This window comes from Asticcacaulis sp. DW145, assembly GCF_037101385.1.
In the GTDB taxonomy this organism is placed as follows: Bacteria; Pseudomonadota; Alphaproteobacteria; order Caulobacterales; family Caulobacteraceae; genus Asticcacaulis; species Asticcacaulis currens.
In genome coordinates this window covers 966,652-992,163 of sequence record NZ_AP029025.1, presented here as the reverse complement: position 1 = coordinate 992,163, position 25,512 = coordinate 966,652, and the positions used below count along the sequence as shown (strand labels likewise).

23 protein-coding genes are annotated in these 25,512 nt (G+C 61.8%); 10 read left to right on the top strand and 13 right to left on the bottom strand.

Annotated features, from left to right (window positions below; all coding sequences use genetic code 11):
* Positions 1-192: 192 nt before the first annotated feature.
* From AACH73_RS15770 to fghA, 3 genes are read left to right on the top strand one after another with little or no spacing between them, the layout of a single operon-like run.
* Positions 193-1,302: an S-(hydroxymethyl)glutathione dehydrogenase/class III alcohol dehydrogenase gene (locus AACH73_RS15770; protein WP_272742598.1), complete on the top strand. Its 1,110-nt coding sequence runs from the start codon at positions 193-195 to the stop codon at positions 1,300-1,302.
* Positions 1,302-2,063: a GNAT family N-acetyltransferase gene (locus tag AACH73_RS15765; protein WP_272742597.1), complete on the top strand. Its 762-nt coding sequence runs from the start codon at positions 1,302-1,304 to the stop codon at positions 2,061-2,063. The genes AACH73_RS15770 and AACH73_RS15765 overlap by 1 nt, the downstream gene beginning before the upstream one ends.
* 10 nt (positions 2,064-2,073) lie before the next feature.
* Positions 2,074-2,907, top strand: a complete 834-nt coding sequence (fghA, locus tag AACH73_RS15760; RefSeq protein WP_272742596.1) for an S-formylglutathione hydrolase — start codon at positions 2,074-2,076, stop codon at positions 2,905-2,907.
* Here the strand turns inward: fghA and AACH73_RS15755 are convergent.
* Complete coding sequence (locus AACH73_RS15755) at positions 2,897-3,454, bottom strand: hypothetical protein (protein WP_272742595.1); 558 nt, start codon at positions 3,452-3,454, stop codon at positions 2,897-2,899. The genes fghA and AACH73_RS15755 overlap by 11 nt on opposite strands.
* Positions 3,455-3,628: 174 nt before the next feature.
* On the opposite strand from AACH73_RS15755, the gene AACH73_RS15750 reads away from it, so the two are divergent.
* Together AACH73_RS15750 and AACH73_RS15745 are read left to right on the top strand one after the other, a co-directional pair.
* Positions 3,629-4,948, top strand: coding sequence for a hemolysin family protein (locus tag AACH73_RS15750; RefSeq protein ID WP_272742594.1), 1,320 nt, complete (start codon positions 3,629-3,631; stop codon positions 4,946-4,948).
* 116 nt (positions 4,949-5,064) lie between these two features.
* Entirely contained in the window at positions 5,065-6,366 is a 1,302-nt protein-coding gene (locus AACH73_RS15745) for an IS4 family transposase (protein WP_338734844.1), read from the top strand.
* A 51-nt stretch (positions 6,367-6,417) separates the two neighbouring features.
* Here the strand turns inward: AACH73_RS15745 and AACH73_RS15740 are convergent, their stop codons facing one another.
* The gene (locus AACH73_RS15740; RefSeq protein WP_338735838.1) at positions 6,418-8,493 is read right to left on the bottom strand and encodes a methyl-accepting chemotaxis protein; all 2,076 of its coding nucleotides are present in this window, start codon (positions 8,491-8,493) and stop codon (positions 6,418-6,420) included.
* A 252-nt stretch (positions 8,494-8,745) separates the two neighbouring features.
* Between AACH73_RS15740 and rpsD the strand changes: the two genes are divergently transcribed.
* The gene (rpsD, locus tag AACH73_RS15735) at positions 8,746-9,363 is read left to right on the top strand and encodes a 30S ribosomal protein S4 (RefSeq protein WP_013480534.1); all 618 of its coding nucleotides are present in this window, start codon (positions 8,746-8,748) and stop codon (positions 9,361-9,363) included.
* A 59-nt stretch (positions 9,364-9,422) separates the two neighbouring features.
* Here rpsD and AACH73_RS15730 read toward each other — a convergent pair whose 3' ends face one another.
* The 4 genes from AACH73_RS15730 to AACH73_RS15715 all read right to left on the bottom strand — a co-directional run bounded on the left by AACH73_RS15730 (position 9,423) and on the right by AACH73_RS15715 (position 12,732).
* Positions 9,423-11,027 (bottom strand): hypothetical protein, encoded by a 1,605-nt coding sequence (locus tag AACH73_RS15730; protein ID WP_338735837.1) that lies wholly within the window; start codon positions 11,025-11,027, stop codon positions 9,423-9,425.
* Positions 11,028-11,152: 125 nt separating this feature from the next.
* Positions 11,153-11,494 carry a Grx4 family monothiol glutaredoxin gene (gene grxD / locus AACH73_RS15725; RefSeq protein WP_272742591.1) on the bottom strand — a complete coding sequence of 114 codons (342 nt, stop codon included), beginning with the start codon at positions 11,492-11,494 and terminating at the stop codon, positions 11,153-11,155.
* 68 nt (positions 11,495-11,562) lie between these two features.
* Positions 11,563-12,489: an aldo/keto reductase gene (locus AACH73_RS15720; RefSeq protein WP_272742590.1), complete on the bottom strand. Its 927-nt coding sequence runs from the start codon at positions 12,487-12,489 to the stop codon at positions 11,563-11,565.
* 12 nt (positions 12,490-12,501) lie between these two features.
* Complete coding sequence (locus AACH73_RS15715) at positions 12,502-12,732, bottom strand: BolA family transcriptional regulator (protein WP_272742589.1); 231 nt, start codon at positions 12,730-12,732, stop codon at positions 12,502-12,504.
* A gap of 124 nt (positions 12,733-12,856) precedes the next feature.
* On the opposite strand from AACH73_RS15715, the gene AACH73_RS15710 reads away from it, so the two are divergent.
* Entirely contained in the window at positions 12,857-13,624 is a 768-nt protein-coding gene (locus AACH73_RS15710; protein ID WP_338735836.1) for a tetratricopeptide repeat protein, read from the top strand.
* 36 nt (positions 13,625-13,660) lie between these two features.
* On the opposite strand, the gene purL is transcribed toward AACH73_RS15710, so the two are convergent.
* The 5 genes from purL to purC all read right to left on the bottom strand — a co-directional run bounded on the left by purL (position 13,661) and on the right by purC (position 19,212).
* Positions 13,661-15,874 carry a phosphoribosylformylglycinamidine synthase subunit PurL gene (gene purL, locus AACH73_RS15705; RefSeq protein ID WP_338735835.1) on the bottom strand — a complete coding sequence of 738 codons (2,214 nt, stop codon included), beginning with the start codon at positions 15,872-15,874 and terminating at the stop codon, positions 13,661-13,663.
* Between the two features lie 51 nt (positions 15,875-15,925).
* A complete protein-coding gene (locus AACH73_RS15700; RefSeq protein WP_338735834.1) occupies positions 15,926-17,377 on the bottom strand; it encodes an alpha/beta fold hydrolase in 1,452 nt (483 codons plus the stop codon).
* 87 nt (positions 17,378-17,464) lie between these two features.
* Positions 17,465-18,136 carry a phosphoribosylformylglycinamidine synthase subunit PurQ gene (gene purQ, locus AACH73_RS15695; protein ID WP_338735833.1) on the bottom strand — a complete coding sequence of 224 codons (672 nt, stop codon included), beginning with the start codon at positions 18,134-18,136 and terminating at the stop codon, positions 17,465-17,467.
* A gap of 1 nt (position 18,137) precedes the next feature.
* Positions 18,138-18,389: a phosphoribosylformylglycinamidine synthase subunit PurS gene (gene purS, locus AACH73_RS15690; RefSeq protein WP_338735832.1), complete on the bottom strand. Its 252-nt coding sequence runs from the start codon at positions 18,387-18,389 to the stop codon at positions 18,138-18,140.
* Between the two features lie 64 nt (positions 18,390-18,453).
* Positions 18,454-19,212: a phosphoribosylaminoimidazolesuccinocarboxamide synthase gene (purC, locus tag AACH73_RS15685; RefSeq protein ID WP_338735831.1), complete on the bottom strand. Its 759-nt coding sequence runs from the start codon at positions 19,210-19,212 to the stop codon at positions 18,454-18,456.
* 246 nt (positions 19,213-19,458) lie between these two features.
* On the opposite strand from purC, the gene AACH73_RS15680 reads away from it, so the two are divergent.
* Positions 19,459-19,782 carry a DUF1476 domain-containing protein gene (locus AACH73_RS15680; RefSeq protein ID WP_013480523.1) on the top strand — a complete coding sequence of 108 codons (324 nt, stop codon included), beginning with the start codon at positions 19,459-19,461 and terminating at the stop codon, positions 19,780-19,782.
* Between the two features lie 48 nt (positions 19,783-19,830).
* Here the strand turns inward: AACH73_RS15680 and AACH73_RS15675 are convergent, their stop codons facing one another.
* Together AACH73_RS15675 and purB are read right to left on the bottom strand one after the other, a co-directional pair.
* Positions 19,831-20,538 carry a 2OG-Fe(II) oxygenase family protein gene (locus tag AACH73_RS15675; RefSeq protein WP_338735830.1) on the bottom strand — a complete coding sequence of 236 codons (708 nt, stop codon included), beginning with the start codon at positions 20,536-20,538 and terminating at the stop codon, positions 19,831-19,833.
* 104 nt (positions 20,539-20,642) lie between these two features.
* A complete protein-coding gene (gene purB / locus AACH73_RS15670; protein WP_338735829.1) occupies positions 20,643-21,947 on the bottom strand; it encodes an adenylosuccinate lyase in 1,305 nt (434 codons plus the stop codon).
* 170 nt (positions 21,948-22,117) lie between these two features.
* Between purB and AACH73_RS15665 the strand changes: the two genes are divergently transcribed.
* Positions 22,118-23,986: a glycoside hydrolase family 9 protein gene (locus AACH73_RS15665; RefSeq protein ID WP_338735828.1), complete on the top strand. Its 1,869-nt coding sequence runs from the start codon at positions 22,118-22,120 to the stop codon at positions 23,984-23,986.
* A gap of 108 nt (positions 23,987-24,094) precedes the next feature.
* On the top strand, positions 24,095-25,354 hold the full coding sequence (locus tag AACH73_RS15660) for a peptidoglycan-binding domain-containing protein (protein WP_338735827.1): 1,260 nt from the start codon (positions 24,095-24,097) through the stop codon (positions 25,352-25,354).
* The last annotated feature ends 158 nt before the right edge of the window (positions 25,355-25,512 follow it).

The following is a 25,512-nucleotide window of genomic DNA, read 5'->3' as shown; positions in this document are numbered from 1 at the left end:
CAGCTTTTATCGGCGCCACGTGCCGGTTTGGGCTTGCCCGGCGCGGAGCGGGGTCTTAGGTTCGGCTTCAGGTTAGGGCGCGTTTCGTTCAGAGGGAATCGAAGCGGTGCTTTTAACGTTTTTGTCTGACCGCGCATTCTGTTCCAAAAACCGTTTCACACTTTTGGGAATGCGCTCTCACGGAGAGACCCCATGAAGACCCGTGCCGCCGTCGCGTTTGAAGCCAAAAAGCCGCTGGAGATCGTCGAGGTCGATCTGGAGGGGCCGCGCCACGGCGAAGTGCTGGTCGAAATCAAGGCGACGGGGGTTTGCCATACCGACGCCTATACGCTGGACGGGCTCGATTCCGAGGGGCTGTTTCCCTCCATACTCGGCCACGAAGGCGCGGGCGTCGTGCTGGAGGTCGGCCCTGGCGTCACCTCGCTGAAACCCGGCGATCACGTTATCCCGCTCTACACGCCGGAATGTCGCCAGTGCAAATCCTGCCTCAGCCGCAAGACCAACCTGTGTACCGCCATTCGCGGCACGCAGGGCAGGGGGCTGATGCCGGACGGCACGTCGCGCTTTTCGTATAAGGGGCAGGCCATCCATCACTATATGGGCTGTTCGACCTTCGCCAATCACACCGTCCTGCCGGAGATCGCGCTGGCCAAGATTCGCCCGGACGCGCCGTTCGACAAGGCCTGTTATATTGGCTGCGGCGTGACGACCGGCGTCGGTGCGGTGATCCACACGGCGCAGGTCGAGCCGGGGGCCAATGCCGTGGTGTTCGGTCTGGGCGGTATCGGTCTCAACGTCATTCAGGGGCTTAAGCTGGTCGGCGCGGACAAGATTGTCGGAGTCGATATCAACGACTCTAAGGAAGAGTGGGGCCGTCGCTTCGGCATGACCCACTTCGTCAATCCGAAAAAGGTGTCGGGCGACATCGTCGCGCATCTGGTCGAACTGACCGGCGGCGGGGCGGATTACACGTTCGATTGTACCGGCAATGTCGAGGTCATGCGTCAGGCGCTCGAAGCCTGCCATCGCGGTTGGGGCGAAAGCATCATTATCGGCGTGGCCCCGGCGGGTGCCGAGATCAAGACCCGTCCGTTCCAGCTCGTCACCGGGCGCGTGTGGAAGGGCTCGGCCTTTGGCGGCGCGCGCGGCCGCACCGACGTACCGAAGATCGTCGATTGGTACATGGACGGCAAGATCGAGATCGACCCGATGATCACCCACACCCTGCCGCTGGAGCGCATCAACGAAGCCTTCGACCTGATGCACGCCGGCGAAAGCATCCGGAGCGTGATCGTATTCTGATGGAAGACGACGACGATTTCGAAATCGAGCACGTCGAACCCTATAGCTGCGTCTTCTGTTCCGAGCCGATCGAGGACGAAAACGCCGCCGTGACCCTGACCGCGACGTGGATGCCGCACTGGCGCGCCGCCAAGTTTTCGCCTCTGGCGCAGGACTTCTGGTGTCATTCGTCGTGCCTGCAAAAGAACTGGCACGGGTCGTGGCCGTGGGAGCCACACGTCCTGTTCGGTGTCGATACGGGTGATGACCGCGACTATGCCGAATCGCTGGCGCTGACGGTCGCGCGCCCCGAAGACCGCGCCGATATCGAGGACATGCTGGGTCTGGCCTATGAGGAGGGCCTGCACCGGTCCTACGGCTCTGATCTGGTCGAGGAGGTGCTGCCGTTTCTGACCGTGCTTGACCCGGCGCTCCTGACCTGCGGCACCTTCTACGTCATGGCCGATATGGACGGGCAGATCGCGGCGTGCGGCGGTTTCACCCGCGAAGCCCCCGGTTCGGGCGAAGTGATCGAAGGTGTCGCCCATATCCGCCACTTTGCCACGCATCCGGACTTTGCCGGGTTCGGCGTCGGCAGCCGCTTGTTCCAGCACTGCCTCAAAGAGGCCAAGGCGGCGGGCCTGCGCGAGTTTGTCTGCTATTCGGGGCTCAATGCCGAAGGGTTTTACCGGACGCTGGGCTTCAAGCGTGAAAATCTGATTGAAATTCACATGGCCGAGGGCGTCATCCTGCCCGGTATCCTGCTGCGCCGACTGATCTGAGGGGCTTATCATGGACATTACCGCGCAACACCGCCTGTTCGGAGGCACGCTGAGCTTTGTGAAGCACGACTCGGCGGCGACCCAGACGCCCATGGCGCTGAGCGTCTTCGTACCCGAAGGTGAGGGGCCTTTCCCGGTGCTGATCTGGCTGTCGGGGCTAACCTGCACAGCCAACAATTTCACGGAAAAGGCCGGGGCCTATAAGCGTGCGGCCGAACTGGGTCTGATGATCGTGGCACCGGATACCTCACCGCGCGGTGAGGGGGTTGCCAATGATGAGGCCTATGATCTGGGGCAGGGGGCGGGCTTCTACGTCAATGCCACGCAAAGCCCGTGGGCGGCGCATTTCCAGATGGAAACCTACGTCACGCACGACCTGCTGGAGCTGATCGCGGCGGAATTTCCGGCGGATATGAGTCGCGTGGGTCTGTCCGGCCATTCGATGGGCGGGCACGGGGCGCTGACGCTCGCCATGAACTATCCGCACCTGTTCAAATCGGTTTCGGCCTTTGCCCCTATCGCTTCGCCCGTCCACTGTCCGTGGGGGCAAAAGGCGATGACTGCCTATCTGGGGCCCTCACACGAGGCGTGGGAGCGTTCTGACGCGGCCTTGCGTCTGGCCAGGGGCAAGGCCCTGCCGTTTGATGAGATTCTGGTCGATCAGGGGCTGGCCGATCCTTTTCTTGAGACGCAACTGATGCCGCATCTTCTGGAGCAGGCAGCCAAGGTGGCCGGGCAAAAGCTGACCCTGCGCCGACACGAAGGCTATGACCACAGCTATTATTTCATCGCCAGCTTCATCGACGACCACCTCGACTTCCACACCCGGCGGCTTAAGGCTTAACCCGTTTCATGTGTGAGCGATTGCGCGTGACCCAGGTTTCGGTGGCATCGTCTGTAAAGTCGATCTGTTTCAGCGTCGTATAGGCATTGTCCTTATACGTCATCGTAACGCGGATACGCGCCGGACGCTCGTCATCCGTGGCGGTGCTTTCGAAATAGAGGGTCCAGTTGTCCGCCGTCGCCCCTTTGGCGAGGCTGACCGTTTCGCGGTCTTCGGAGGCCGGTTTGCCCTTGCGAAAGCTGGCGCTGGCCAGAGTCCTGCCATCCGGCTCAAAGGCGGAGAGGCTATAGATATAGACGATGCCGGTCTTTGGGCCGTCGTCATAGCGTGAGGTTTCCAGAACCGTCGCCTTGTCCTCCAGCACCGTCACTGTGCGGCTGACGGGCAGGCCAAACCACTGATCGCTCTGGTAATCCCGGTATTCCAGCGCCCCGGTCCATTCCCCTTGCAGACTGAGCAGCGCCTGCTGGGGCGTGAGATCGGCGGCGTGGACCATTGACGCACCCAGCGCCCACAGACCCACACCCAGCGTAATCTTGAGTTTCATGAACCCCTCCCTGATGATGTGTTCAGTACGCGCTCAGAACGCCCACGGATCAAATAACGAAACTGTTAGGGTGTAATCCGGAAAGCGCTTGCGTAAAATATTGCGCCCGCACAGTTTAGTGACTAGCATAAGCCGTGGAGCCGCAGGATGGCTTCGTTCCGGATCTTCCCCCCAATGTTACTCCTTGCCTGTGCCGTCGTCCTCCTTCTGGTGGTGCTGAACGGCATATTTGCCATGTCCGAACTGGCCGTGGTGTCGTCTCGACGTGCCAAGCTGCAAAGCCGTGCCGACAAGGGGGATAAGGGGGCACAACAGGCGCTCAAGCTGTCGCAGGACCCGACGCGCTTCCTCTCGGCGGTGCAGGTCGGCATTACCCTGATCGGTATTCTGGCCGGTGCCTATGGTCAGGCCACCATCGCCAGCGAGCTGGATCATCTGCTGGAGCATAACTTCCCGGCCGTCGCCCCCTATAGCGAGGCACTGGCCACCGGTATCGTCGTTGTCCTCCTGACCTATCTGTCGCTGATCGTCGGCGAGCTGGTGCCCAAGCGCGTGGCGCTGATCTTTCCGGAAACCATTGCCGGTTTTGTGTCGCGCCCGCTGTCGTTTCTGGCCATGGGTATGGGGCCGTTTGTGACGCTGTTGACCGGCTCGACCACGCTGGTCCTGCGTCTTCTGGGTATTCGCGACGAAAAGGGCGAGACCATCACGCAGGAAGAGGTGGAAACCGCTCTGGCCGAAGGTATGGGCGCGGGCCTGATCGAGCCGGCCGAACAGGCCATGATGACCGAGGTGATGCGCCTCGGTGACCGTCCGGCGCGGGTGGCCATGACGCCGCGTCCGGAAGTGTACTGGATTTCCATAGATGACGAAGAAAAGGTCATCCGCAACGACATCCGCGCCTGCCCCTATTCGCGCATCGTCGTGGTGCGCGGGCAGGACATGGAAAACCCCATCGGTATCCTACACAAGCGCGACGTCGCCGATACGCTCCTGAGCGGCGAACCGCTCGACCTGCAAAAGCTGATTGCCGAGCCCATCTATATTCCCGACACGACCTCGCTTCTTCAGGCGCTCGACATGTTCAAGGCGTCGAAGCTGCATATCGCCTTTGTCGTCAATGAGTTCGGCACCATCGAAGGCGTGCTGACGCCGACCGACCTGCTGGAAATGATCGCCGGTGACTTCAATGAGGAGCACGACGACGAACAGCCGATGATCCTGCACCGTGAGGACGGTTCGTGTCTGGTCGATGGGCGCGCCGACCTGTTCGAACTGTCGGAAGCGCTGGATGAAGCCTATGAGCCGGGCACCGGCTATCACACGGCGGCGGGTCTGGTCCTGCACCGTCTGGGGCGCTTCCCCAAGGAGGGCGAAATCCTGACTCTGGGTCATCACCGCGTCGAGGTGATCGACATGGACGAACGGCGCATCGACAAGCTGCTGTTCACCCCCCTCCGCAAGCCTGAAAAGGACGAGGCGGACGAGGAGTAGCGTCTCAGCAAATGCCAAAAAGCCCCGGACACGCCGTAATGCGGTTCACTTAAGAATCATTCAGTAAAATATATGAGCCAGGATGGTGATTCGTTCATCATTCTGGCTTTACTTTCATGCGCGCTCGCATTGGACATCATGTTGATTTAACGGCTCTTTCCCGCTCGGTCGATGTGGGGTGGATCTCGCAGGCCTTAGCGGCGACAGGCAAGGCGAGTGTACGGCGCCGTAAACTTCCTGCGGAGCAGGTGGTGTGGCTGGTGATAGCGCTCGCTCTTTATCGCCATCAGTCGATTGCGGATGTGGCTGCCCATCTTAGCCTTGCTTTGCCCGACGAGGTGAATCCCGATATTGCCAAGAGTGCCCTGACCCAGGCCCGGCAACGCTTGGGTCAAGCCCCTTTGGCGCAGCTCTTTGCCATATGCGCCGCCTGCTGGGACGAGCGGCATCAAAACGGTCGAGCCTGGCGCGGACTTACGCGTTACGCCGTGGATGGAAGCACGTTGCGGACGTCCGACAGCGAGGAGAACCGTGCACATTTTGGCGCTCAAAGCTACACGTCGGGCGTTGTTGCCATTTATCCGCAGTTACGCCTGCTGACGTTGACGGCCCTTGCTACACATCTGGTGCGCGACGCGGTGTTTGGCGCCTACGATACAAACGAGATGCTCTACGCTAAATCCCTTGTTGACCAGGTGCCGGACCATTCTCTGACAGTCTTCGACAAGGGATTCTTTAGTGCTAGTCTTTTGCTGCGGTTGCAGACGCAAGGCACGCAGCGCCATTGGTTGATCCCGGCCAAAGCAAACTGCGTGTGGGAGCGCCTCGATCAAACCCCGGGTGACTATCGGGTGCGTATGAAGGTGTCACCGCAGGCCCGCCAGGCTGAACCGGGATTACCCGCCTCATGGGAGGCCAGGGCGATCGAGACGACCACGCGACATGGCAAAAAGCGCATCCTGCTGACATCCCTGATGGATACCAAGGCCTATCCGGCCAAGGACATCGTCCATCAGTACGAGGAACGCTGGCGCATCGAAACCAGCTATCGCGAACTCAAGCAGGAGCTTCTTGGCAGTGAACTTACCCTGCGTAGCGGAACCCCCGAAACCGTCTGCCAAGAGGTCTGGGGGGCATTGCTGGCCTACAATCTGGTCCGATTGGAAATGGCCGAAATCGCCGTCGAAGCCGAAGTTCCGCCAACTCAGCTCAGCTTTACCGCCACATTGCATTATCTGCGTCAGGAATGGGGATGGATGGCGATCGAAGCGCCCGGAAAAATCCCAGCACATCTCGTCAGGCTGCGAAACAGACTCGGCGATTTGTTACTCTCAACAAAACGGGGGCGATCATGCCCCCGTGTCGTCAAAACTCTGCCCAGAAAATACGACCAGAGAACTGTATCGGCCCTTAAGTGAACTGCATTACCGGACACGCCGGGGCTTTTTTTATCTCCGGGGCTTGGCCTGTTACCCCTGACGCACCTGCGCCACGAAGGCCTGAACGCGTCCTTTAAGGGCTTCGGACTGATCGACCAGATGATGCGCCGTCTCCAGCACGCGGGTCGAGGCTTCACCGGTTTCGCGCGTCGCCATGGCTACCGAATGAATGTGCCCGGCCACCTCATCCGTGCCTTTGGCGGCTTCGTGGACATTGCGGGCGATATCGTCCGTGGCGGCCCCCTGCTGGGCCATGGCGGACGAAATGCCGACGGAGAATTCGCTCATCTCATGGATGATGCCGCGGATCGACCCCAGGGCCTCCACTGTAGCGGAGGTCGCCTGCTGGATGGCGGTGATCTGCTCGCCGATTTCGTCGGTAGCGCGCGCTGTCTGGGTGGCCAGTGACTTGACCTCGGTGGCGACGACCGCAAAGCCTTTTCCGGCTTCGCCGGCGCGCGCGGCTTCGATGGTGGCGTTGAGCGCCAGAAGATTGGTCTGCCGGGCGATGGCCTGGATCAGGCTGACAACCTCTCCCACCTTGCCAGCGGCGGCCTCCAGTTCGCGGATACGCGCATCGGAGCGGTTGGCCTCTTCGACGGCCTTGCGGGCGATGGTGGAGGAGGCTTCGGCCTTTAAGGCGATGTCGTTGATCGAAGCGGTCAGTTCTTCGGAGGCGGCGGCGACCGTGCGCACGTTTCCGGCCGCCTGTTCGGTGGCCGAGGCGATGGTGGCGGTCTGCCCCGAAGCGCTTTCGGCGATCTGGTTCAGGCTCTGGGCCGACTGGCGCATATCGAGCGAGGCCTGCGCCACATTATCGACAATGCCGCCCACGGCGCTTTCGAACTCCGCGGCGAGATGCGCCATGGCCGCCTTACGGGCCGCAACGGCCTCCGCCTGACGCTGGATTTCGGCGTCGGAGTCGGCACGGGCGCGCAGACGCAGGCTTTCGCGGAAGCCCATCACCGCCTTGCCGATCAGGCCGATTTCATCGGCGCGTCGCGCTTCGGGCACCTCGGCATTGTGATCGCCCGATGCCATGCGGTCGAAGGTCTTGCCGAGGCCCTTGAGCGGTGAGCCGATCATGCGGCCCAGCAGGACGAAGAGGATACCCGCCGCCACGACAATGCTGATCAGGGACAGGATGAGCATGGTGCGGTTGTTGCCGTCCGCCGCGGCATTCAGCGTGGCCTTTGGCACGGCGACGACCACCGCCCATTTGTCCTGCGACCCTCCGGCATTGAGCGGCAGGGCGAGGTAGCGCCACGCCCCGTTCGGCCCGGCGGCATCGCCGGAGGCGCTGCCGTTTTTGGTGATTGCGTCCTTCGCGACCCTGGCGACATTGGCATCGGCCTCGGCAATGGGCTTACCCAGACCCTTGCCGCCCGGATAGCTGACCGCCAGACCGCTGCCCGAGACGAGGGCGACAAAGCCGTCGCCAAAAGGCTTGGCTCTGGCCATTTCGCCCGACAGCAGCGACAGATCAATATCGACGCAGGCGACGCCGGTGAAAGTGCCGGACACCTTGATCGGCTCACAGAAGGAAGACAGCAGATGGTCCTTACCCGCTATCGGATAGATATAGGGCTCGATGGCCACGGGGCGGTCTTCGTTTTTGGGCCGCAGATAATAGTCACCCGCGCCGGGCTTGTCATAATCGACCAGCACTTCGCGGATCACCTGGCCCGTGCCGCGATTGTAATAGGGCAGGTAGCGACCGGTGGCGTCGTGGCCTTCGCTGCCGGCATAGGCCGCATCGTCGCCCAGTGCCCCGGGTTCGAAACCGACGCCCAGACCGATAATGTCCGGGCTGGCGCTCAGGGCCGCATGAAGGACTTCGTCATAGACCTTGCGGTCGGTGATACCCTGACTGCGCAGCGCCCCAAGCGTAGAGGCCATTTCATGCGCGGTGCGGGCGGCGACGTCGAGCCGGTTGCGCACCGCCGCCACCTGCTGATCGGCGACGTGGTTTTGCAGCGAGGTGTTTTGCGTGTCGAAGGTCTGGGTGGTCTGATGCGAAATCAGCCATGAACCGGCGCCGAAAACGGCGGCGGCCGTCACGGCACCCACAATGGCGATGCGGGCAGAGAGCGAGCGCGAAAACATGGGTACAGTCCGGATGCGGGAAGGGGGCAAGGGTTAATATGAAGCGAATCGCCTTGCCGAAACCTTAACACTGTTATCCGGAAGGGGCTTTCTCAGGCGGCGCTTGACTCTGCGGGCCGATGACGTCATAAGCGCCGCTTCTCCTGCTTACCTTCGGTAGGCGGGCCATTACGGGTTGATCCTGAACCGCCGTTGAAATCGCTGTCTCGCACTCTCGCGGGACGCCGGACAGGGTTATATAAAGGTAAGACTATGTCGAAGCGCCACAGCGCCAAGTACAAGCTCGACCGCGCCATGGGTGAAAACCTGTGGGGCCGTCCCAAGTCCCCCGTCAACAAGCGCTCCTACGGCCCCGGCCAGCACGGTCAGCGTCGCAAGTCCAAGGTTTCGGACTTCGGCCTGCAACTCCGCGCCAAGCAAAAGCTGAAGGGCTACTACGGCAACATCACCGAGAAGCAATTCTCGAAGATCTACGAAGAGGCCGATCGCCGCAAGGGCAACACCTCCGAGAACCTGATCGCGCTGCTGGAGTCGCGTCTGGACGCCATCGTCTATCGTTGCAAGTTCGTGCCGACCGTCTGGGCGGCCCGTCAGTTCGTCAACCACGGCCACGTTCTGGTCAACGGCAAGAAGGTGAACATCGCCTCTTACCGCGTGAAGGTCGGCGACGTGATCGAGGTCCGCGAGCGTTCGCGCAACATGGCTCTGGTGCTCGAAGCCCTGCAATCGCCTGAGCGCGACGTGCCGGACTATATCGAACTGGACGCCAAGGCGATGAAGGCCACCTATCTGCGCCTGCCGGAACTGTCGGAAGTTCCGTATCCGGTTAAGATGGAGCCGAACCTGATCGTCGAATATTACTCCTCGTAATAGTCGAAGCTGCGACGGTGAGAACAAAACCCCGGAAGGTCCGCCTTCCGGGGTTTTTGTTACTTTTGGTCGTCTTTCTTGCCATCCTCATCATCGTCGGTCGCGCCGGGCTTTGGGGCAGGGGCCTTGAGCATATCCAAAACCTCAGCCTTCGATTTTCCGGCATCAATCGCCGCGACAATGCTACCCAGCCGTTCAGCCGCCGCGGCCCCGTGCGGGTCATTGGCCAGAGGCCGCAGCACATCCGCCGCTTCGCCCAAGCGGTCGCGCCTGATCAGCAACTGCGCCGCAAAAATGGCGTAGTCGCGCACCGCTGGGGCCAGAATATGAGCCTGATAGGCGGCATTCACCGTGTTATCGTCCGGATAGTCCGGCCCCATCTTCGCCGCGCGCGCCAGATAGTTGAGATTGGAGGCGTTCATCGGGTCAAGGGTGTAGGCCTTACGAAACGCCTCGCGCGCCTTGCGCATCTGGGAGTCAAAGGTTTCCCCCGGCTGGAAAAGCCTGTGAAGGCTCATCAGATACCAGGTCTGACCCAGACGATAGAAGCCTTCGGCGTCATCGGGGTTGGCCGCCGTGTAGGTCTGGTAGTAGTCAAGCCCCTTCTGTTCATCGCCATACTGAATTTGGGCGCGCGCCAGCACCCCTTGCGCATAGGCCTCGTCCGGGTACTTACTGGCCTCCTTCTGGACTTTCTCCAGCAGCGCTGCTCTGTAGTCGCGGGGTATGCAGGTCATTGACCCGGCATCCCATAGCGCCAGTTTGTCGGCACTGGCCGGCAGGGGCGAAAGCGTGATTTTTGGGTCCGGCATATCCCGGATGCGATAGACCGTCGCCTTCAGTGAATTCATATAGCTCCACAGGACGGACGACAGCGATTTGACCGGCACGCCAAAGGCGGCTTCAAACGCCGCCACCGCCTCTTCCCCCTTGCTGCGGCGCTCAAGATAGTGGCGGAAGGCCTCACGCCGTGCCGGGTCACTCAGGATCCAGTGCGTCAGCAACCACGACTGCGGGTAGAAGTTTGAACCGGATCGGCGCGTCGAGGGGGCATCGCGCAGTATGTCCTCATAGGTCAGGGTGCCGCTGGAGCTGAGCTGACGGATGCGCCAGGACAAGGCCATTCCAACAACGGCCTCATCATTCAGAATTTTCGTTGTGCCATAATATTCGGCAAAGCCTTCGACAAACCAGCGCGGATAGAAGGTTTGCGAGTTCTGGAACATGAATATGTGCGTATATTCATGGAAGAAGATGTGCTGGCTGGTGTTTTCCGCGAGGTTCTGAACCTTGGAACCCGACGCGATGGCCTCCCCCTCATAGGTCGAAAACCCGGCCGTGCCGGCGGCGCAGATGCTTACAAAGCCGGCCACATGGCTATCCAGCCTAGGTCTGACCTGTTTAAGGTCCGATCGGTCACCCAGAAAATACAGCTTCATCCGCGGCTGTGGTTCGGCATCCGGCCCCGAAAGGCCATAAAAGGCCCCGATAATGTAGCGAAACTTCTCCAGATTACGCACATAGGCCTCGGTGGCCTTCGCGTTGACGTTGGAATAGACGATGAAGTTCGGGCTTTCCGCCTGTACCCATTTTTCGGCGGCCTGCGACAGGCTGGCCATCAGCGACAGACAGACGCTCAGGCCGATGATCGCTGTCTTTCGCATCACAACCCCCCTCGTGGATGAACCGGTTTTAAAATACCCGTTGTGCGCGTTCTGACAAGCCAAACAAAACGCCCTGACCCAGATAGGGCAGGGCGTGTGTCAGACGTATGAAAGAGACGCGAAAATCAGGCCTCCAGCACGCCCTTATCGGTCAGAAGCGTCTTCAGTTCGCCGTTCTGGAACAGTTCGCGCACGATGTCGGCGCCGCCGATAAACTCTTCTTTCACATAGAGCTGCGGGATGGTCGGCCAGTCCGAATAGGCCTTGATCCCTTCACGAAGATCATTGTCCTGCAACACATCCACGCCCGCAAACTCAACGCCCAGATGGTCCAGCACCTGCACCACCAGCGAGGAGAAGCCGCAGCGCGGCTGATCAGGCGTGCCCTTCATGAACAGGACGACGGGATTGTTTTTGATGGTGCCATCAATGAACTGATGTACTTCGGTGTTGAGATCGGCGCTCACGGCGGGCACTCCGGAAAAAAAGCTTTATGGGTGTGATATAGGGGCAGACCGCTGTAAAATCCAGTGGATCAGGCCGGTTTCTTGCGGGCGTTTTCCAAGGTCTCGGCCTGCGCCGAAAAGCGCGCCATCTCGATCTGCGCCGGTACCGAGGTCGGCATGGCGCGCTCAACGACCGCGGCCAGCGCCTCCAGGTGTTCGGGGTCATCCGCTGAGGCAAACAGGGTCGAAAGATTGGGCTGGGTCAGGGCGTAGGACAGGCACAGTTCTTCGGCGGTCCAGTCGGGCGTCTGATGCAGGAAGGCATAGGTGCCCCGCCCGGCCAGGGGATCGGCCGGTTTGCCGCCGAACAGGCCGCGCCATCCGCTTTTGGGCACAACCGCTTCGGCCTTGCGGTACTGGGCCGGAAAGAAGTCGTGGCCGAAGACGGCCATACCCTGCGACAGGGCATAGTCGAGCAGGTGGCGCTTGTTCCACGAGGTGTCGATGTCAAACACCGTCTTGAGGATATTGAAGCGTCCGTCATCGACCGCCACCTTGATCAGGTCGTCATTGGCCGTTGCCCCGGTGAATTTCAGCATCCCCGCCTCACGCAGGGCGGTGAGAAAGGTCCAGCTTCGGTCGGGGATGCGATCAAAGCCGTTGGCGTGGAAGACCAGCAGGTCGATCCACTGCAGGCCCGAAGACTTGATCACACCGCGCAGGCGCTCGCGCAGCGGCTCAAGGCGGTATTCATCGGCAGGGTCGCTGCTGCCTTCTTCCTCGGCGCTGAGGGAGACAAACAGGACGCGGCGATCGGCAATGGCGAAGGTGTCCGCCGCCACCCGCAGCAGTTCCGGCTGAGCCGACGTCAGATGAAAGGTATTGATGCCGTTTTCCAGCGCCGTGTTCAACAGGCGCGCCACAGCCTGCGGGTTACGACCCAGCTTCGCCCACGACACATTGAGGCCCAGGGCGGAAAGGGCCTGACCGGAGCGTCCGAACGGGCGATAGCGCATGGCGGACCTGTCTCAGGGGGCGCGGGTTTCGAGGGCGAGGGCGTGTAACGGACCGCTCATCAGGTCGGACAGGGCGGCATAGACCTTCTGATGCTGACGCACACGTGGCATCCCGGCAAAACCGGCGTCGGTGATATAGGCCTTGTAATGGTCACCGTCTCCGGCCAGATCTTCCACGACAATCTCGGCGTCGGGGAAGGCGGCCTTCAGGCGGGCTTCGAGATCGGATTGGGCGACGGGCATGGGAAGGGCCTTGAGAACGACTCGATGAACGAACACAATCGGTTTGGAACTAGCACAGAATGGGTTAACAAGTGACAATTGTCTGTCTTCACCCTCCTCTTCCCTCGCATCCCGGGCGCGCCGCATGACCAATCTGACGGATATCCGCAACCCCAAGCCCAAGCCATGGGTGCGCTGGGTGCAGGTGCTGGCCTTTGTGGTGCCGCTGGTCGTTGCCGGGGCGTGGCTGTGGCACGAAAACGAGCGCTGGCGCGGAGTCAAAATCTACAAGACCGCCTTCGATTACGAAGTGGCCTATGCCAAGATCGGCGTCCTCAACTCACAGGTCTATGTCGCGCGCGCCTATGATAATGGCTTTCAGGTGGACAAGGACCCGGCTCAGGCCGTCGAATGGTATAAAAAGGCGGCGACCCAGAGCCATGCCGAGGCGCAGTACCAGCTCGCGCGGCATTATCTGAGCGGAGACGGGGTGACGAAGGACGAAAAAGAGGCCTTTGTCTGGGCCCAGCGCTCGGCCTTCAAGGACTATCCGGAGGGTCTGCTGCTGACGGGGCAGATGCTGTGCGAGGGGCGGGGTGTCGAGGCCAACTGCACGCGGGGTATCGACCTGATCCGCAAGGCGGCCGAAGCCGGTTTGCCTGAGGCGCAGGCCGAATGGGCGCGGCGACTGGAAGCGGGTGAGGGGGTGGTTAAAGACCTGACCGAAGCCTATGTCTTCTATGCGCTGGCGCATGAAGGGCGCACCTGGCAGCACAACCCGCCACCGGTATCGGCTGATCTGCAACGATTGACGCCGCTGATGACCAAGGCACAGCTTGCCGAGGCGGAAAAGCGTTTCAACGCCCGCCGTCCGGAGCGGGTCCGTCCGGGGCAAAATCAGGTGACGTTTTAAAGAAGCCCTCCCCTGACAGCAAGGGAGGGGCTGTGTTTAACCCATAAATTCCGGCAGCCAGCGCTCATTGGCGGTTTTCAGCTCAGCGAGGCTCAGAGACATCACGCCGGTCAGGCTGAGGTCCGAACCGCCCGCCACGCCGATGGTCAGGGCCGGGACGCCCGCTTCGGCGGCCTTGGCGAGCACCAGATGCGCCGACGCTTCGTCCACCGTGATCAGGTAGCGCGCCTGATCTTCGGCAAAGGCGAAGATGTGGTCTTCGAGGGCGGTGGGGTTTTTCAATTCGATACCAACGCCCGACGCCGAGGCCATGTCGAAAGCCGCAGGCAGGAGTCCGCCGTCCGACAGATCGTGCACGGCCTTGGCGGTTTTGGAGCGGATCAGGTCGCGCACAAAGTCACCATTGCGCTTTTCGACGCTCAGATCGACCTTCGGCGGCGCCCCGGCTTCGATGCCGTGCACTTCACGCAGGTACAGAGACGAGCCCAGTTCGCCCGCCGTCTCGCCGATGAGGACCAGAACCTGACCGGCCTTCAGCGTGTGAAAACCGACGCGCTGATCGTAGTCGGCCAGCAGGCCCACCGCGCCTACGGTCGGGGTCGGCGGGATGGCGACGCCATTGGTTTCGTTATAGAGAGAGACGTTCCCTGACACGACGGGGAAGTTCAGCTCGCGGCAGGCTTCGGCCATGCCGTCGATGGCGCGCACGATCTGCCCCATGATCTTGGGGCGTTCCGGATTGCCGAAGTTCAGATTGTCGGTGATGGCGATAGGGTCGGCCCCTACGGCGGTCAGGTTGCGCCAGGCTTCGGCCACGGCCTGCTTTCCGCCCTCATAGGGGTTGGCCTTGACATAGCGCGGCGTGCAGTCCGAGGTGACGGCCAGCGCCTTCTTGGTGCCGTGGACGCGGACCATACCGGCGTCCGAACCGGTCGCCGAGTCGGCCAGGGTGTCGGCCATGACGTGACGGTCGTACTGTTCCCACAGCCAGCGCTTGGAGGCCATATCAGGCGAGGCCAGAATCGTCAGCAAGGCATCGCCGACCGGGGCCGACGGCACCGTTGCCAGCGGCGCTTCCGTATCCGGTTCGACCCACGGGCGATCATACAGAGGCGCGTCGTCGCTCAGCGGCCCCAGCGGCAGGTCGCAGACGACCTCGCCCTTGTGCTTCAGAACGATATGGCCCGAGGTGTTGGTTTCGCCGATGACGGCGGCGTCGAGGCCCCACTTTTCAAAGATGCGGTAGCCGTCGTTTTCGCGGCCCGGCTTGAGGATGGCCAGCATCCGCTCCTGCGACTCCGACAGCATCATCTCATAGGCCGACATGTTGGCTTCGCGCTGCGGCACCTTGTCGAGGTCGAGCGTGATGCCGAGGCCGCCCTTTCCGGCCATTTCAACCGACGAGGAGGTCAGGCCCGCGGCGCCCATGTCCTGAATGGCGGCAACGGCGCCTGACGCCATCAGCTCCAGCGTCGCTTCGATCAGCAGCTTTTCGGCAAAGGGGTCGCCCACCTGCACCGTGGGGCGCTTTTCCTCGGAGTCCTCGGAAAACTCGGCCGAGGACATGGTCGCGCCGTGAATGCCGTCGCGGCCGGTCTTGGAGCCGAAATAGACGACCGGCAGACCGGGTTCCGGCGCGGCGGAATAGAAGATCTTGTCGGCATCGGCCAGGCCCACGCACATGGCGTTAACGAGGCAGTTGCCGTTATAGCCCGCGTGGAAGTTCGTTTCGCCGGCTACGGTCGGCACGCCGACGCAGTTGCCGTAACCGCCAATGCCCGCGACGACGCCTTCGACGATGCGTTTGGTTTTGGGGTGAGACGGCTCACCGAAGCGCAGGGCGTTGAGCAGCGCCACCGGGCGCGCGCCCATGGTGAAGACGTCGCGCATGATGCCGCCGACGCCCGTCGCCGCGCCCTGATAGGGTTCGATATAGGAGGGGTGGTTGTGGCTTTCCATCTTGAAGATGCAGGCCTGACCGTCGCCGATGTCGATGACCCCGGCGTTTTCGCCCGGTCCGCAGATGACGCGCTCACCGGTCACCGGGAATTTGCGCAGGTGCATCCGCGAGGATTTGTACGAGCAGTGCTCCGACCACATGACCGAGAAGACGCCCAGCTCGACATAGTTGGGCTCGCGTCCCAGCCGGTCGAGGATGACCTGATATTCGTCGGGTTTCAGTCCGAACTCCGACGCATAGTCGGCCATGGGCTTCTGGGTTTGGGCGGGGGCGGAGGATGTCGTGCTCATGGGCGCGCGTTTAGCGGATTCAGTGCGCCCTGTCAGCTATTATTGCCGGGCTCACTCGTAAATGAACGGAAATTTGGGGCGATCATCCGTCATGCACGACGTGTCCACGACGGGATCGGCCGTTTGCAGAAACTGCGCCATCATTTTTTGCGCGCAGGCGCTGCCCTGAACCGTATGCATCCGGTTGACGAAGGTGTAGTTGCGGCCATGGCTGAGGCGCTTGACGGCCTCATCTGACAACTCCGCCGGACAGCCGGCGTCGATATCCGCCGACAGCATCAGGGTCGGGATATCGCTGGTAAGGGGCTGGTTTTCCACCGCCGCAGCACTGCCCGTGGCAAAGGCCGGACAGACCTCGAAGAAGCGCCGCGCATCGCGGGTAACGGACAGGGCGATCGGGTCGTTACGGTCGGTGGCCTCAAGCGCCGCCGGGTCTTCGAAAGCAAACTCCTCACGGCACAGGGTGGTAAAGAACTGGCCCTCGGTATAGCCCGCCTGCACCTTCTTGAAGCGGTCCAGCGCGGCAAAATCCCCTTTCAGCAGATCGTCCATGGTCCGGGGCAGGCGGCGCGCCCCGCGATCGCTGTAGAGTTCATCAAGCAGGAAGGCGCCGACCTCATCCGCTGAATAGGTCTGGCCGTTATGGGTGACCGGCGCGTCCAGCCACTGTTTGAGGCGGGCATCGAAGCGCGCTTCCAGATCGGGGAAGCGCTGACGGCAGGTGGCATCGGCGCGGCAATAGGCGAGCACCTGACGCACTTCACGCGACACCAGACCGGGCAGGGGGGCGGTGGCATTGCCTTCCGGCGGCCATGTCGAGGAAAGGATAACGCTGCGCAGGCCTTCGGGGTCATGCTGCATGACGGCCATGGCCACCCGCGTGCCATAGGAGCCGCCGAACAGGTTATAGGTGGTGATGTGCAGCGCCTGACGCAGGTCGCGGATGTCCTGAGCGATGACGGCAGAATGATATTGCGAGGTGTCCACGCCTTTGGCGCGCCAGTGCAGGGCGCAGGCCTTCAGTACCTCGACGCCCGCCGCACTGGTCACACCGGCGTCGGACAGGGGCGCTTCGCCGCAATCCAGAGAGGGTGTCGATTGTCCGGTGCCGCGATGATCGAACAGGATCAGGTCGCGGTCGAGCGCGGTCTTGTCGCCCTTGGCGATATAGGGGGCGGCCTCGACAATATCGCCGCCGGGGCCGCCGTGCAGATAGATCAGGGGATCGGGCTTCTTGTCCGGCGCGACGGCGCGGGCAATGACAACGGGAAAGCTGATACGGCGGCCATTGCCGCTGCCGCGCGTCTCTTCGACGACCATGTCGCCGCATTCGACGGGGCGGGTTGTGACGATGGTCTTATAGGCGGCGGGGCAGGCCCTGGCATGATAGCCCAGCGGCAGGTCGCTGGTCACCGGCGTATCAGGGAAGCTGTCGGCCGAGGCGCACCCCGCCGTGAGGGCCAGAGCGGCCGAAATCCAGAACAGACCCGCGCGCATCGTCATGTAAAAACCCCTTGTCCGGCCGTCAGGATGCCGGACGGTCGGACAAGGGGTTGCATTTGCAACCGTTTGTGTCAATCGGCCTTTGCGTCAGGCCGCCTGAAGCACGCGCATCAGGCTGTGGAAGAGGGGCGCGCCGTCGGCCGAGCCCAGCGCCGGTTCAAAGGCGCGGTCCGGGTGCGGCATCATGCCCAGCACATTGCCTTCAGCATTCATGATCCCGGCGATGTTATTGACCGAGCCATTGGGGTTTTCGACGTAACGGAACACGACCTGATGATTGTCTTCGATGGCTTTCAGGGTTTCGGCATCGGCGAAAAAGTTGCCGTCGCCATTGCCTTGCGTCATCCACACGCTCGCCTTGTCGCCATAGGCCGAGGTAAAGCGCGTATTGCGATTTTCAATCGTCAGTTCAATGGGTTTGCAGACGTACTTAAGACCGGCATTGCGCATCAGCGCGCCCGGCAGCAGGCCCGCTTCGCACAGGATCTGGAAGCCGTTGCAGATGCCGACGACCGAGACGCCGCGCTGCGCCGCCTTGACCACCTCAGCCATCACCGGCGACAGCGACGCCATTGCGCCGCAGCGCAGATAGTCGCCATATGAGAAGCCGCCCGGCACGACGATCAGGTCGAGGCCCGCGGGCAGGCTCGTGTCCTGATGCCACACCATGCTGACTTGGGCGCCGGTCGTCACCTCGACCGCCACCTTGCAGTCGCGGTCGCAATTGGAACCCGGAAAGACGAGGACGGCGGCTTTCATCTTAGGCGACCTCGATGCGGTAGGATTCGATGACCGTATTGGCCAGCAGCTTTTCGCACATGGACTTCACCTCGACTTCGGCGGCGGCCTTGTCCGTGCTCTTCAGGTCGAACTCCAGCACCTTGCCGACGCGGACATTGGCGACATCGCTCCAGCCGGCGGTGCCCGCCAGCCCGTTGAGCGCGCCTTCGACCGCCTTGCCCTGAACGTCGAGAACGCCCGCCTTGAGGAAGATATGAACCGTGGCTTTCATCTTTTCACTTCGTTTAAGAGAATAAGCAAAAAGTCCACCGTCACCGATGGACTTCAGGGGGAGATTACTGCGCACCGCCCTCAATGACGCGGGGCATGTCCTTCATGATCCCAAGGCGCTTGGCGACCTCGGTATAGGACTCGATCACGTCGCCCAGATCGCGGCGGAAGCGGTCCTTGTCCAGCTTTTCGCCCGACTGCGTGTCCCACAGACGGCACGAATCGGGGCTGATCTCGTCAGCGAGGATGACGCGCGCGAACTCGCCTTCGAACAGGCGGCCGAACTCGATCTTGAAATCGACCAGGGTGATGCCGACGGCGGCGAACATGCCGCACAGGAAGTCATTGACGCGCAGCGTCATGGCCAGAATGTCGTCGATTTCCTGCGTGGTGGCCCAGTTAAAGGCCGTGATGTGCTCTTCCGTAATCATGGGATCGCCCATCTCGTCGTTCTTGTAGTAGAACTCGATGATGGAACGCGGCAGTTGCTGGCCTTCGGGCAGGTTGAAGCGCTTGGCCATCGAACCGGCGATGACATTGCGGCAGACGACTTCCAGCGGGATGATCTCGACTTCGCGGATCAGTTGTTCGCGTAAGGAGAGGCGCTTGATGAAGTGGTTTTGCACGCCGATCTGCGTCAGACGGGTCATCACGAACTCGCTGATGCGGTTGTTGATGACGCCCTTGCCTTCAAGCTGGGCCTTCTTCTCGCCATTGAAGGCGGTGGCGTCGTCCTTGAAGTACTGAACCAGCGTACCGGGCTCAGGGCCTTCGTACAGGATCTTGGCCTTGCCTTCGTAAATCTTCTTGCGGCGGGTGGTCATGGCGCCATCTCCAGAAAGGGCAGCGCATGTGCAGACGTCGGAATAGTCAAACCGTCCGGGCCAGCCGGTGAGGGGTGTCGGGGAGGGTTTGAAAAGGGCGTCTGCCGCACGGCTGTGAAAGAGGCATCCCAAGGATGCGATTGGGTGCAGCCAATAATCAAAAACTTTTGTGATGTAAATGACGGTTTGTGTTGCGCGGGGTCATGGCGCGCATTAAAACCGAAAGGACAAGTGAGGTTTATCCCTATGACGACGTTTGATGACCGATCCAAAGGTTTCGAAGCGCAGTTCGCCCACAACGAAGAATTTGAATTCAAGGCTGTGGCGCGCCGTAACCGCATGATCGGCCTGTGGGCTGGCGAAAAGATGGGCCTGTCCGGCGACAATCTCGAAAACTACGCCAAGGCCGTGGTGCGCGCCGATTTCGAGCAGCCGGGCGAGGAAGACGTGATTCGCAAGGTGCTGGGTGACCTGACCGCCTCCAACATCCCGGTGCGCGAGACAGAGGTGCGAACCAAGGTGGTCGAGTTTCTGGCTCAGGCGCGCGAAGCTCTCAAAAACGAACAGTAAAAAACGACCAGTAAGATACGAACCCGGCTCACAAGGCCGGGTTTTTTATTACCTGACGAACCGCCCGGTGACCGCAAACCGTGGCGCGCCGGCATAGGCCGCCAGAGAGGCGACCGAGCGCGGCTGATCCCCGGCATAGAGGGCCAGATCGTTGAGGCGCGGCATGATGCCGCCTTCGATATCGCCCGACGGCGAATGGAACAGAATCTGCCCGCCCCAGTCCGAGCGCCAGTCGTGGGTGAAGTTCCATTCAAAGGTCAGGGCGGCCTGCGCGTCCGTATGCATGGTGAAGAAGTCGCCGGGGCGGTAGCCGGTGGCGATCAGGCTTTGCAGTTTCAGCCCCGACAGCCCGGTCAGGTTTTCGCAGAAGGCCGCAAAGTCTGCCGACCACAAAAGTTTAGCCAGTGCAAACAGCGGATGGTCTTCGCCGAGGTTTACCAGCGCCTCTTTTGAGGTCAGGTCGTAGCCCAGATGCAGGAAGCTTAAGCCCGTCTGGGCGCGTTCGGCGGCGGCGGCGAGGCGGTCCTGAATCTCCGACGGATTGAGCGTCTCAAGCTCGGTGCGCGAGATGATGTCCGGCTGGCCTTCGCTATCGACCAGATGCAGTTCCCACAGGGTCTGTTGCTCCAGCGCGTGATGAACGGCGTGGGCATCCTCGTGCGACAGGGCCCCTTCGAGCCGGATGCGGCCCTTGCGCGCAAAACGGTCGCGGTAGCCGGCAAAGTCGAAAGCGTCGGTCAGAAGGGAAAGGGACATGGGGAACCTTTGGAAGGCCAGTCACAGGTAAGGACCCCACCACCGCATCTCACTTGCGGTTCGTGCGGTCCCCCTCCCCAGCAAGCTGGGGAGGTATGATTTAACTACGACGCGAAAACGCGGGCGAAGATCGTATCGACGTGCTTGGTGTGGTAGCCGAGGTCGAAGAAGGGCTCAAGCTCTTCGCGGGTGAAGAATTTGGACACGTCCTCGTCGGCGCTGAGGAAGTCGAGGAAATTGCCTTCGCCGCGCCAGACGCGCATGGCATTGCGCTGAACCGCCGAGTAGCTGTCCTCGCGCGACATACCCTTTTGCGTCAGGGCCAGCAGCACGCGCTGCGAGTGGACGAGGCCGCCCAGACGGTCGAGGTTCTTCTGCATGTTTTCCGGATAAACCATCAGGTTTTCCATAACGCCCGCCAGACGACGCAGGGCAAAGTCCAGATGCACGCAGGCGTCCGGCGCGATGCCGCGTTCGACCGAGGAGTGCGAAATATCGCGCTCGTGCCACAGGGCGACGTTTTCCATGGCCGGGACGACGGCCGAGCGCACCAGACGGGCCAGACCGGTCAGGTTTTCGGTCAGGACGGGGTTGCGTTTGTGCGGCATGGCCGACGAACCCTTCTGCCCCTTGGAGAAAAATTCTTCGGCTTCCAGCACTTCGGTGCGTTGCAGGTGCCGGATTTCCACGGCCAGACGCTCGATGGAGGAGGCCACGACGCCCAGCGCCGCGAAGAATGCGGCGTGACGGTCGCGCGGGATGACCTGGGTCGAGACGGGCTCGACGCTCAGACCCATCTTTTCGGCGACATAGGCTTCGACTTCGGGCGAGACATTGGCGAAGGTGCCGACCGCGCCGGAAATGGCGCAGGTCGAGATTTCTTCGCGTGCGACCTCAAGACGCTTACGGGCGCGCACGAATTCGGCGTAGTAACCGGCCAGCTTCAGGCCAAACGTCACCGGTTCGGCATGGATGCCGTGCGAACGCCCGACCGTGGGGGTGAACTTGTGCTCAAGGGCGCGTTTTTTCAGCGCCGCCAGCACCAGATCGACGCCTTCTATCAGCAGATCAGCCGAGCGCTGAAGCTGAACCGCGAAACAGGTGTCGAGCACGTCCGAAGAGGTCATGCCCTGATGCAGGAAGCGCGCTTCGGGGCCGACGATTTCCGAGACGTGGGTCAGGAAGGCGATGACGTCGTGCTTCACCGTGCGCTCGATCTCGTCGATACGGTCCGCGTCGAATGACGCGTCCTTGCCTTTGGCCCACAGGGTTTCGGCGGCCTCGGTCGGGATGACCCCCAGTTCCGCCATCTTGGTGGCGGCGTGGGCCTCGATTTCGAACCAGATCTTGTACTTGGTCGAAGGGTCCCAGATGGCGGCGGCGTCCTGACGGGAATAACGGGGGATCATAGCAAGGTCCGGTCGGAGAGAGATAAAAGGGGGAGAAAATGGTCGCGGTTCTGTTGGGCGGATGTGTCCTCTGAGTCAAGATTTAAATGTACTTTTCGCGGTGGGCAGGGTTTGGTAGGGCAAGAGCATTGACAGCGCTAACATAGGCGCGGAGATGAGGGAGAAACGCGATGAAACAGACACTTGCGGCCGCCGCCGTCGTGATAGCATGTCTGGGGGGCGTGGCGTCGGCTCAGCCGGGCCTGCCGCGACCGTATCAGTATCACTATGTGGAATTTCCGACGCTGAATCAGACTGGCTTTCAGCCGGATTCGTCCAAAATCGCCGTCTATGCCGTGCCCGAAGACGCCCCGGCGCCCACTGGTAAGGCATGGCCCGCCATCGACTGGGTGGTGAAGGACGCCGCCAATACGGTCGTACTGTCTGGACGCAGCGAACCGTTTGGTCTCAATGCCGGGTCGGGCAAGGTGGCGTACCAGATCGACTTTTCCGCCCTTAAGACGCCGGGTAGCGGCTATGTGGTCGGCGTGAAACACGGCGACATCTATAAGGTCAGCGCGCCTTTCGACATTCGCACCGACGTCTATCAATCGTTGAAATACGACGCTCTGGCCTTCTTCTATCATCAGCGCGCCAGCGTGCCGATCGAGGCGAAATATGTCGGTGAGCGCTTCGCCCGGCCCGTAGCCCACCAAAAGGAGATCGTTACCTGCTGGGGGCCGAAGGATTATCGCGGCAATGACTGGGGCGGCTGTCCCTATACGCTTGATGTCTCGAAGGGCTGGTACGATGCGGGTGATCAGGGCAAGTACGTGGTCAATGGCGGTATCGCCGTCTGGACGCTGATGAACGCCTATGAGGTGGCGCAGGCGCGGGGCGACCGCAGTTTTGACGATGGCCGCGTCAAGATCCCCGAAGCGGGCAACGGCAGGAATGACCTCCTCGACGAAGTGCGCTTTGAGATGGACTTCCTGCTGGCCATGCAGGTGCCGGACGGGCAGACCCTGACCCTGCCCTTAGGAGATCAGCGCAAGTCTCTGTATAAACTCAAATTTACCCGCGTCGATGCGTCGGGCATGGCCCATCACAAGATGCACGACGAACACTGGACCGCTGTGCCGACCCCGCCGCATCTCGATAAGGAAAAGCGCGGCCTCAGCTATCCTTCCACGGCGGCGACGCTCAATCTGGCGGCGACGGCGGCGCAGTGCGCGCGGGTCTTCAAGGGCGTGGACGACGCCTATGCCGACCGCTGTCTGAACGCGGCCAGAAAGGCCTATGCGGCGGCGAAGCGCGTGCCCGACGCCTATGCCATCGACGTCCTGCCGGGCGGCGGCGGGGGCTATGGCGACGGGCAACTGAACGACGAATTCTACTGGGCGGCGGCGGAGCTTTATGCCACCACGGGGGACGCGGCCTATGCCGACGCGGTGAAGGCCTCGCCGCACTATCTGACCGCCACGGATTTCAGTTGGGGCAAGGTCGATACGCTGGGCACGCTCACACTGGCGACGGTGGATACGCCTCTGCGCCCGGTGGCGCGTCAGGCGGTAGTGGCCCGCGCAGCGGCGATGCGCGGTGAAACCGCCGGGCAGGGCTATCACATTGCTTTCCACAAGCCCTATGTCTGGGGCTCGACGGCGGATTTCATGAACCGCGCCCTGATCTTCGCCCGCGCCGCCGACTTTAGCGGCGAGTTGGCCTATCGCACCGAAGCCGTCAATCTGATGGATTATGTTCTGGGTCGTAACCCGCTGAATTTCAGCTATGTTTCGGGATATGGCGAGCGAGCCATGCAGCACCCGCATCATCGTTTCTGGACCAATGACGGCCAGTTGCCGCCGCCGCCGCCGGGCGTCATCGCGGGCGGGCCGAATCAAAACCCTTCCGACGCCGAGGCGGTGGCGCATCTCAAGGGCTGCGCGCCACAGATCTGCTACGTGGACCGTGTCGGCAGCTATTCGACAAATGAGGTGGCGGTCAACTGGAACGCGCCGCTCTTCTGGGTGGCGGCGTGGCTGGACGGCACGCGCAAGTAGCAGGCTGTGATTGCGTTTAATTTTACCCGAAAGGCGCGAGTTGGGTTGGCGTGAGGGTTAATAAGGCGTTAAGGTTCCGGCGACTGATTTGTCTGTGAGGTGGCTGAGATGAGGAACTGGACGCTGAACACCGGTGCGTCGTTGCTGGCGCTGGCGGTTGTGGCGTGCGCCGCAGGGGCCGTGGCGGGCGAAGCCACGACCCGACCCGTGGTGAAACCGGTTTCGGGTTCGGTGCTGAAGGACACCCCGTCCGCTTATGGGGCTTCGGGGGCGCAGGGCGTCTATATGGGGGAGGCCAAGGCGCCGGTCGTCAGTCCGTCAGCCCGCCCGGGCGATTGCCCGGCCGGGGCGGTGGCGGGCGATCATCCGGACCTGCCGGCTTCGGTGGTTAAAGAGGCGCGGCCCAATCAGTGCTACACGCGCCTGATGAAGGCTCCGGTTCTGGAAGCCTATACCGAGCGCGAGATCGTCAGGCCCGAACGCTTTGAAACCTATACGGTGGAAGAAAAATGGCGCTGGGCCGAACGTCAGGTGGTGGATAAGCCTGCACACGTCCGGCGTGAGGTGATCAAACCGGTCACGCGCACCGTGGTCGAAGACCGTGTGGTTCAGGAAGGGTATTGGTCCGAGGAGCCGGTGCCGCCCGTTTATGAAAAGCGCGTCGAAAGCGTCATGGTGCGCCCGGCGCGTCAGGAATGGGTGCGCTCGGAAGGCATTGCCACGGGGGCGGCTCTGGTGACGCCCGGCGATCATCAGCCGGTGCGTTATCGCGCCGACGGTATGCTGACCTGGCCCGGCAAGGACCCGGTGGTGATTCAGGGCGGGCTGGAGACGACGGAATATCTGCAAAAAGGCTCGGCCCAGACCGTGTGGTGCCTGAAAGAGGTGCCGGCGGAATACAGGCGCGTAGAGCGCCTTGTCGAGGTAGCCCCCGCGACGGTGCGCCGGGTCTGGGTGAAGCCGAGGATCGAAAAGGTCGAACGCGTCATCATCGAGCGCGAAGGAAAGGTGATCGAGGAGCCGGTCGCGGCCACGTATCGCACCGAAAAATATAAAGAAATTCTGTCTCCTGCCCGTACCGAGACGCGCCGGATCGAACCCGAATACCGCAATGTCGAAAAGACGCGCGTCGTCAAGGCACCCGAACCCGTGTGGCGTGAGGTTCTGTGCGAACGCAACACCACGCCGGACAAGGTCAAGGCCATTCAGGTGGCGCTGAAACAGCGCGGCTATGATCCCGGTCCGGTCGATGGCACGCTGGGGACGAAGACCGTGGCGGCCATGCAGAAGTTTCAGGCCGATCAGGGCCTGCCGCAAGGCCAGATTTCGGTCGAGGCGGCTGAGGCCCTCGGTGTGAAGATACATTAGGTTGGGGAGGGCCGGTGCAAGGGGGCACCGGCCTTTTTGCATTTAGCGTGTCACCAAATGGCCGGTTTCTGCGTATAGTCCTGAGTAATGCCAGCAGCCCAAGATGCGGATCGCATCCGGCCGCGAACAGCATACCGAGTGCTATTTTCAATAACCTT

Bases quoted from the DNA above. Each gene is read 5' to 3' on its own strand.
- AACH73_RS15770 (WP_272742598.1), top strand. From the start codon at position 193: ATGAAGACCCGTGCCGCCGTCGCGTTTGAAGCCAAAAAGCCGCTGGAG.
- AACH73_RS15765 (WP_272742597.1), top strand. From the start codon at position 1,302: ATGGAAGACGACGACGATTTCGAAATCGAGCACGTCGAACCCTATAGC.
- fghA (WP_272742596.1), top strand. From the start codon at position 2,074: ATGGACATTACCGCGCAACACCGCCTGTTCGGAGGCACGCTGAGCTTT.
- AACH73_RS15755 (WP_272742595.1), bottom strand. From the start codon at position 3,454: ATGAAACTCAAGATTACGCTGGGTGTGGGTCTGTGGGCGCTGGGTGCG.
- AACH73_RS15750 (WP_272742594.1), top strand. From the start codon at position 3,629: ATGTTACTCCTTGCCTGTGCCGTCGTCCTCCTTCTGGTGGTGCTGAAC.
- AACH73_RS15745 (WP_338734844.1), top strand. From the start codon at position 5,065: ATGCGCGCTCGCATTGGACATCATGTTGATTTAACGGCTCTTTCCCGC.
- AACH73_RS15740 (WP_338735838.1), bottom strand. From the start codon at position 8,493: ATGTTTTCGCGCTCGCTCTCTGCCCGCATCGCCATTGTGGGTGCCGTG.
- rpsD (WP_013480534.1), top strand. From the start codon at position 8,746: ATGTCGAAGCGCCACAGCGCCAAGTACAAGCTCGACCGCGCCATGGGT.
- AACH73_RS15730 (WP_338735837.1), bottom strand. From the start codon at position 11,027: ATGCGAAAGACAGCGATCATCGGCCTGAGCGTCTGTCTGTCGCTGATG.
- AACH73_RS15720 (WP_272742590.1), bottom strand. From the start codon at position 12,489: ATGCGCTATCGCCCGTTCGGACGCTCCGGTCAGGCCCTTTCCGCCCTG.
- AACH73_RS15715 (WP_272742589.1), bottom strand. From the start codon at position 12,732: ATGCCCGTCGCCCAATCCGATCTCGAAGCCCGCCTGAAGGCCGCCTTC.
- AACH73_RS15710 (WP_338735836.1), top strand. From the start codon at position 12,857: ATGACCAATCTGACGGATATCCGCAACCCCAAGCCCAAGCCATGGGTG.
- purL (WP_338735835.1), bottom strand. From the start codon at position 15,874: ATGAGCACGACATCCTCCGCCCCCGCCCAAACCCAGAAGCCCATGGCC.
- AACH73_RS15700 (WP_338735834.1), bottom strand. From the start codon at position 17,377: ATGACGATGCGCGCGGGTCTGTTCTGGATTTCGGCCGCTCTGGCCCTC.
- purQ (WP_338735833.1), bottom strand. From the start codon at position 18,136: ATGAAAGCCGCCGTCCTCGTCTTTCCGGGTTCCAATTGCGACCGCGAC.
- purS (WP_338735832.1), bottom strand. From the start codon at position 18,389: ATGAAAGCCACGGTTCATATCTTCCTCAAGGCGGGCGTTCTCGACGTT.
- purC (WP_338735831.1), bottom strand. From the start codon at position 19,212: ATGACCACCCGCCGCAAGAAGATTTACGAAGGCAAGGCCAAGATCCTG.
- AACH73_RS15680 (WP_013480523.1), top strand. From the start codon at position 19,459: ATGACGACGTTTGATGACCGATCCAAAGGTTTCGAAGCGCAGTTCGCC.
- AACH73_RS15675 (WP_338735830.1), bottom strand. From the start codon at position 20,538: ATGTCCCTTTCCCTTCTGACCGACGCTTTCGACTTTGCCGGCTACCGC.
- purB (WP_338735829.1), bottom strand. From the start codon at position 21,947: ATGATCCCCCGTTATTCCCGTCAGGACGCCGCCGCCATCTGGGACCCT.
- AACH73_RS15665 (WP_338735828.1), top strand. From the start codon at position 22,118: ATGAAACAGACACTTGCGGCCGCCGCCGTCGTGATAGCATGTCTGGGG.
- AACH73_RS15660 (WP_338735827.1), top strand. From the start codon at position 24,095: ATGAGGAACTGGACGCTGAACACCGGTGCGTCGTTGCTGGCGCTGGCG.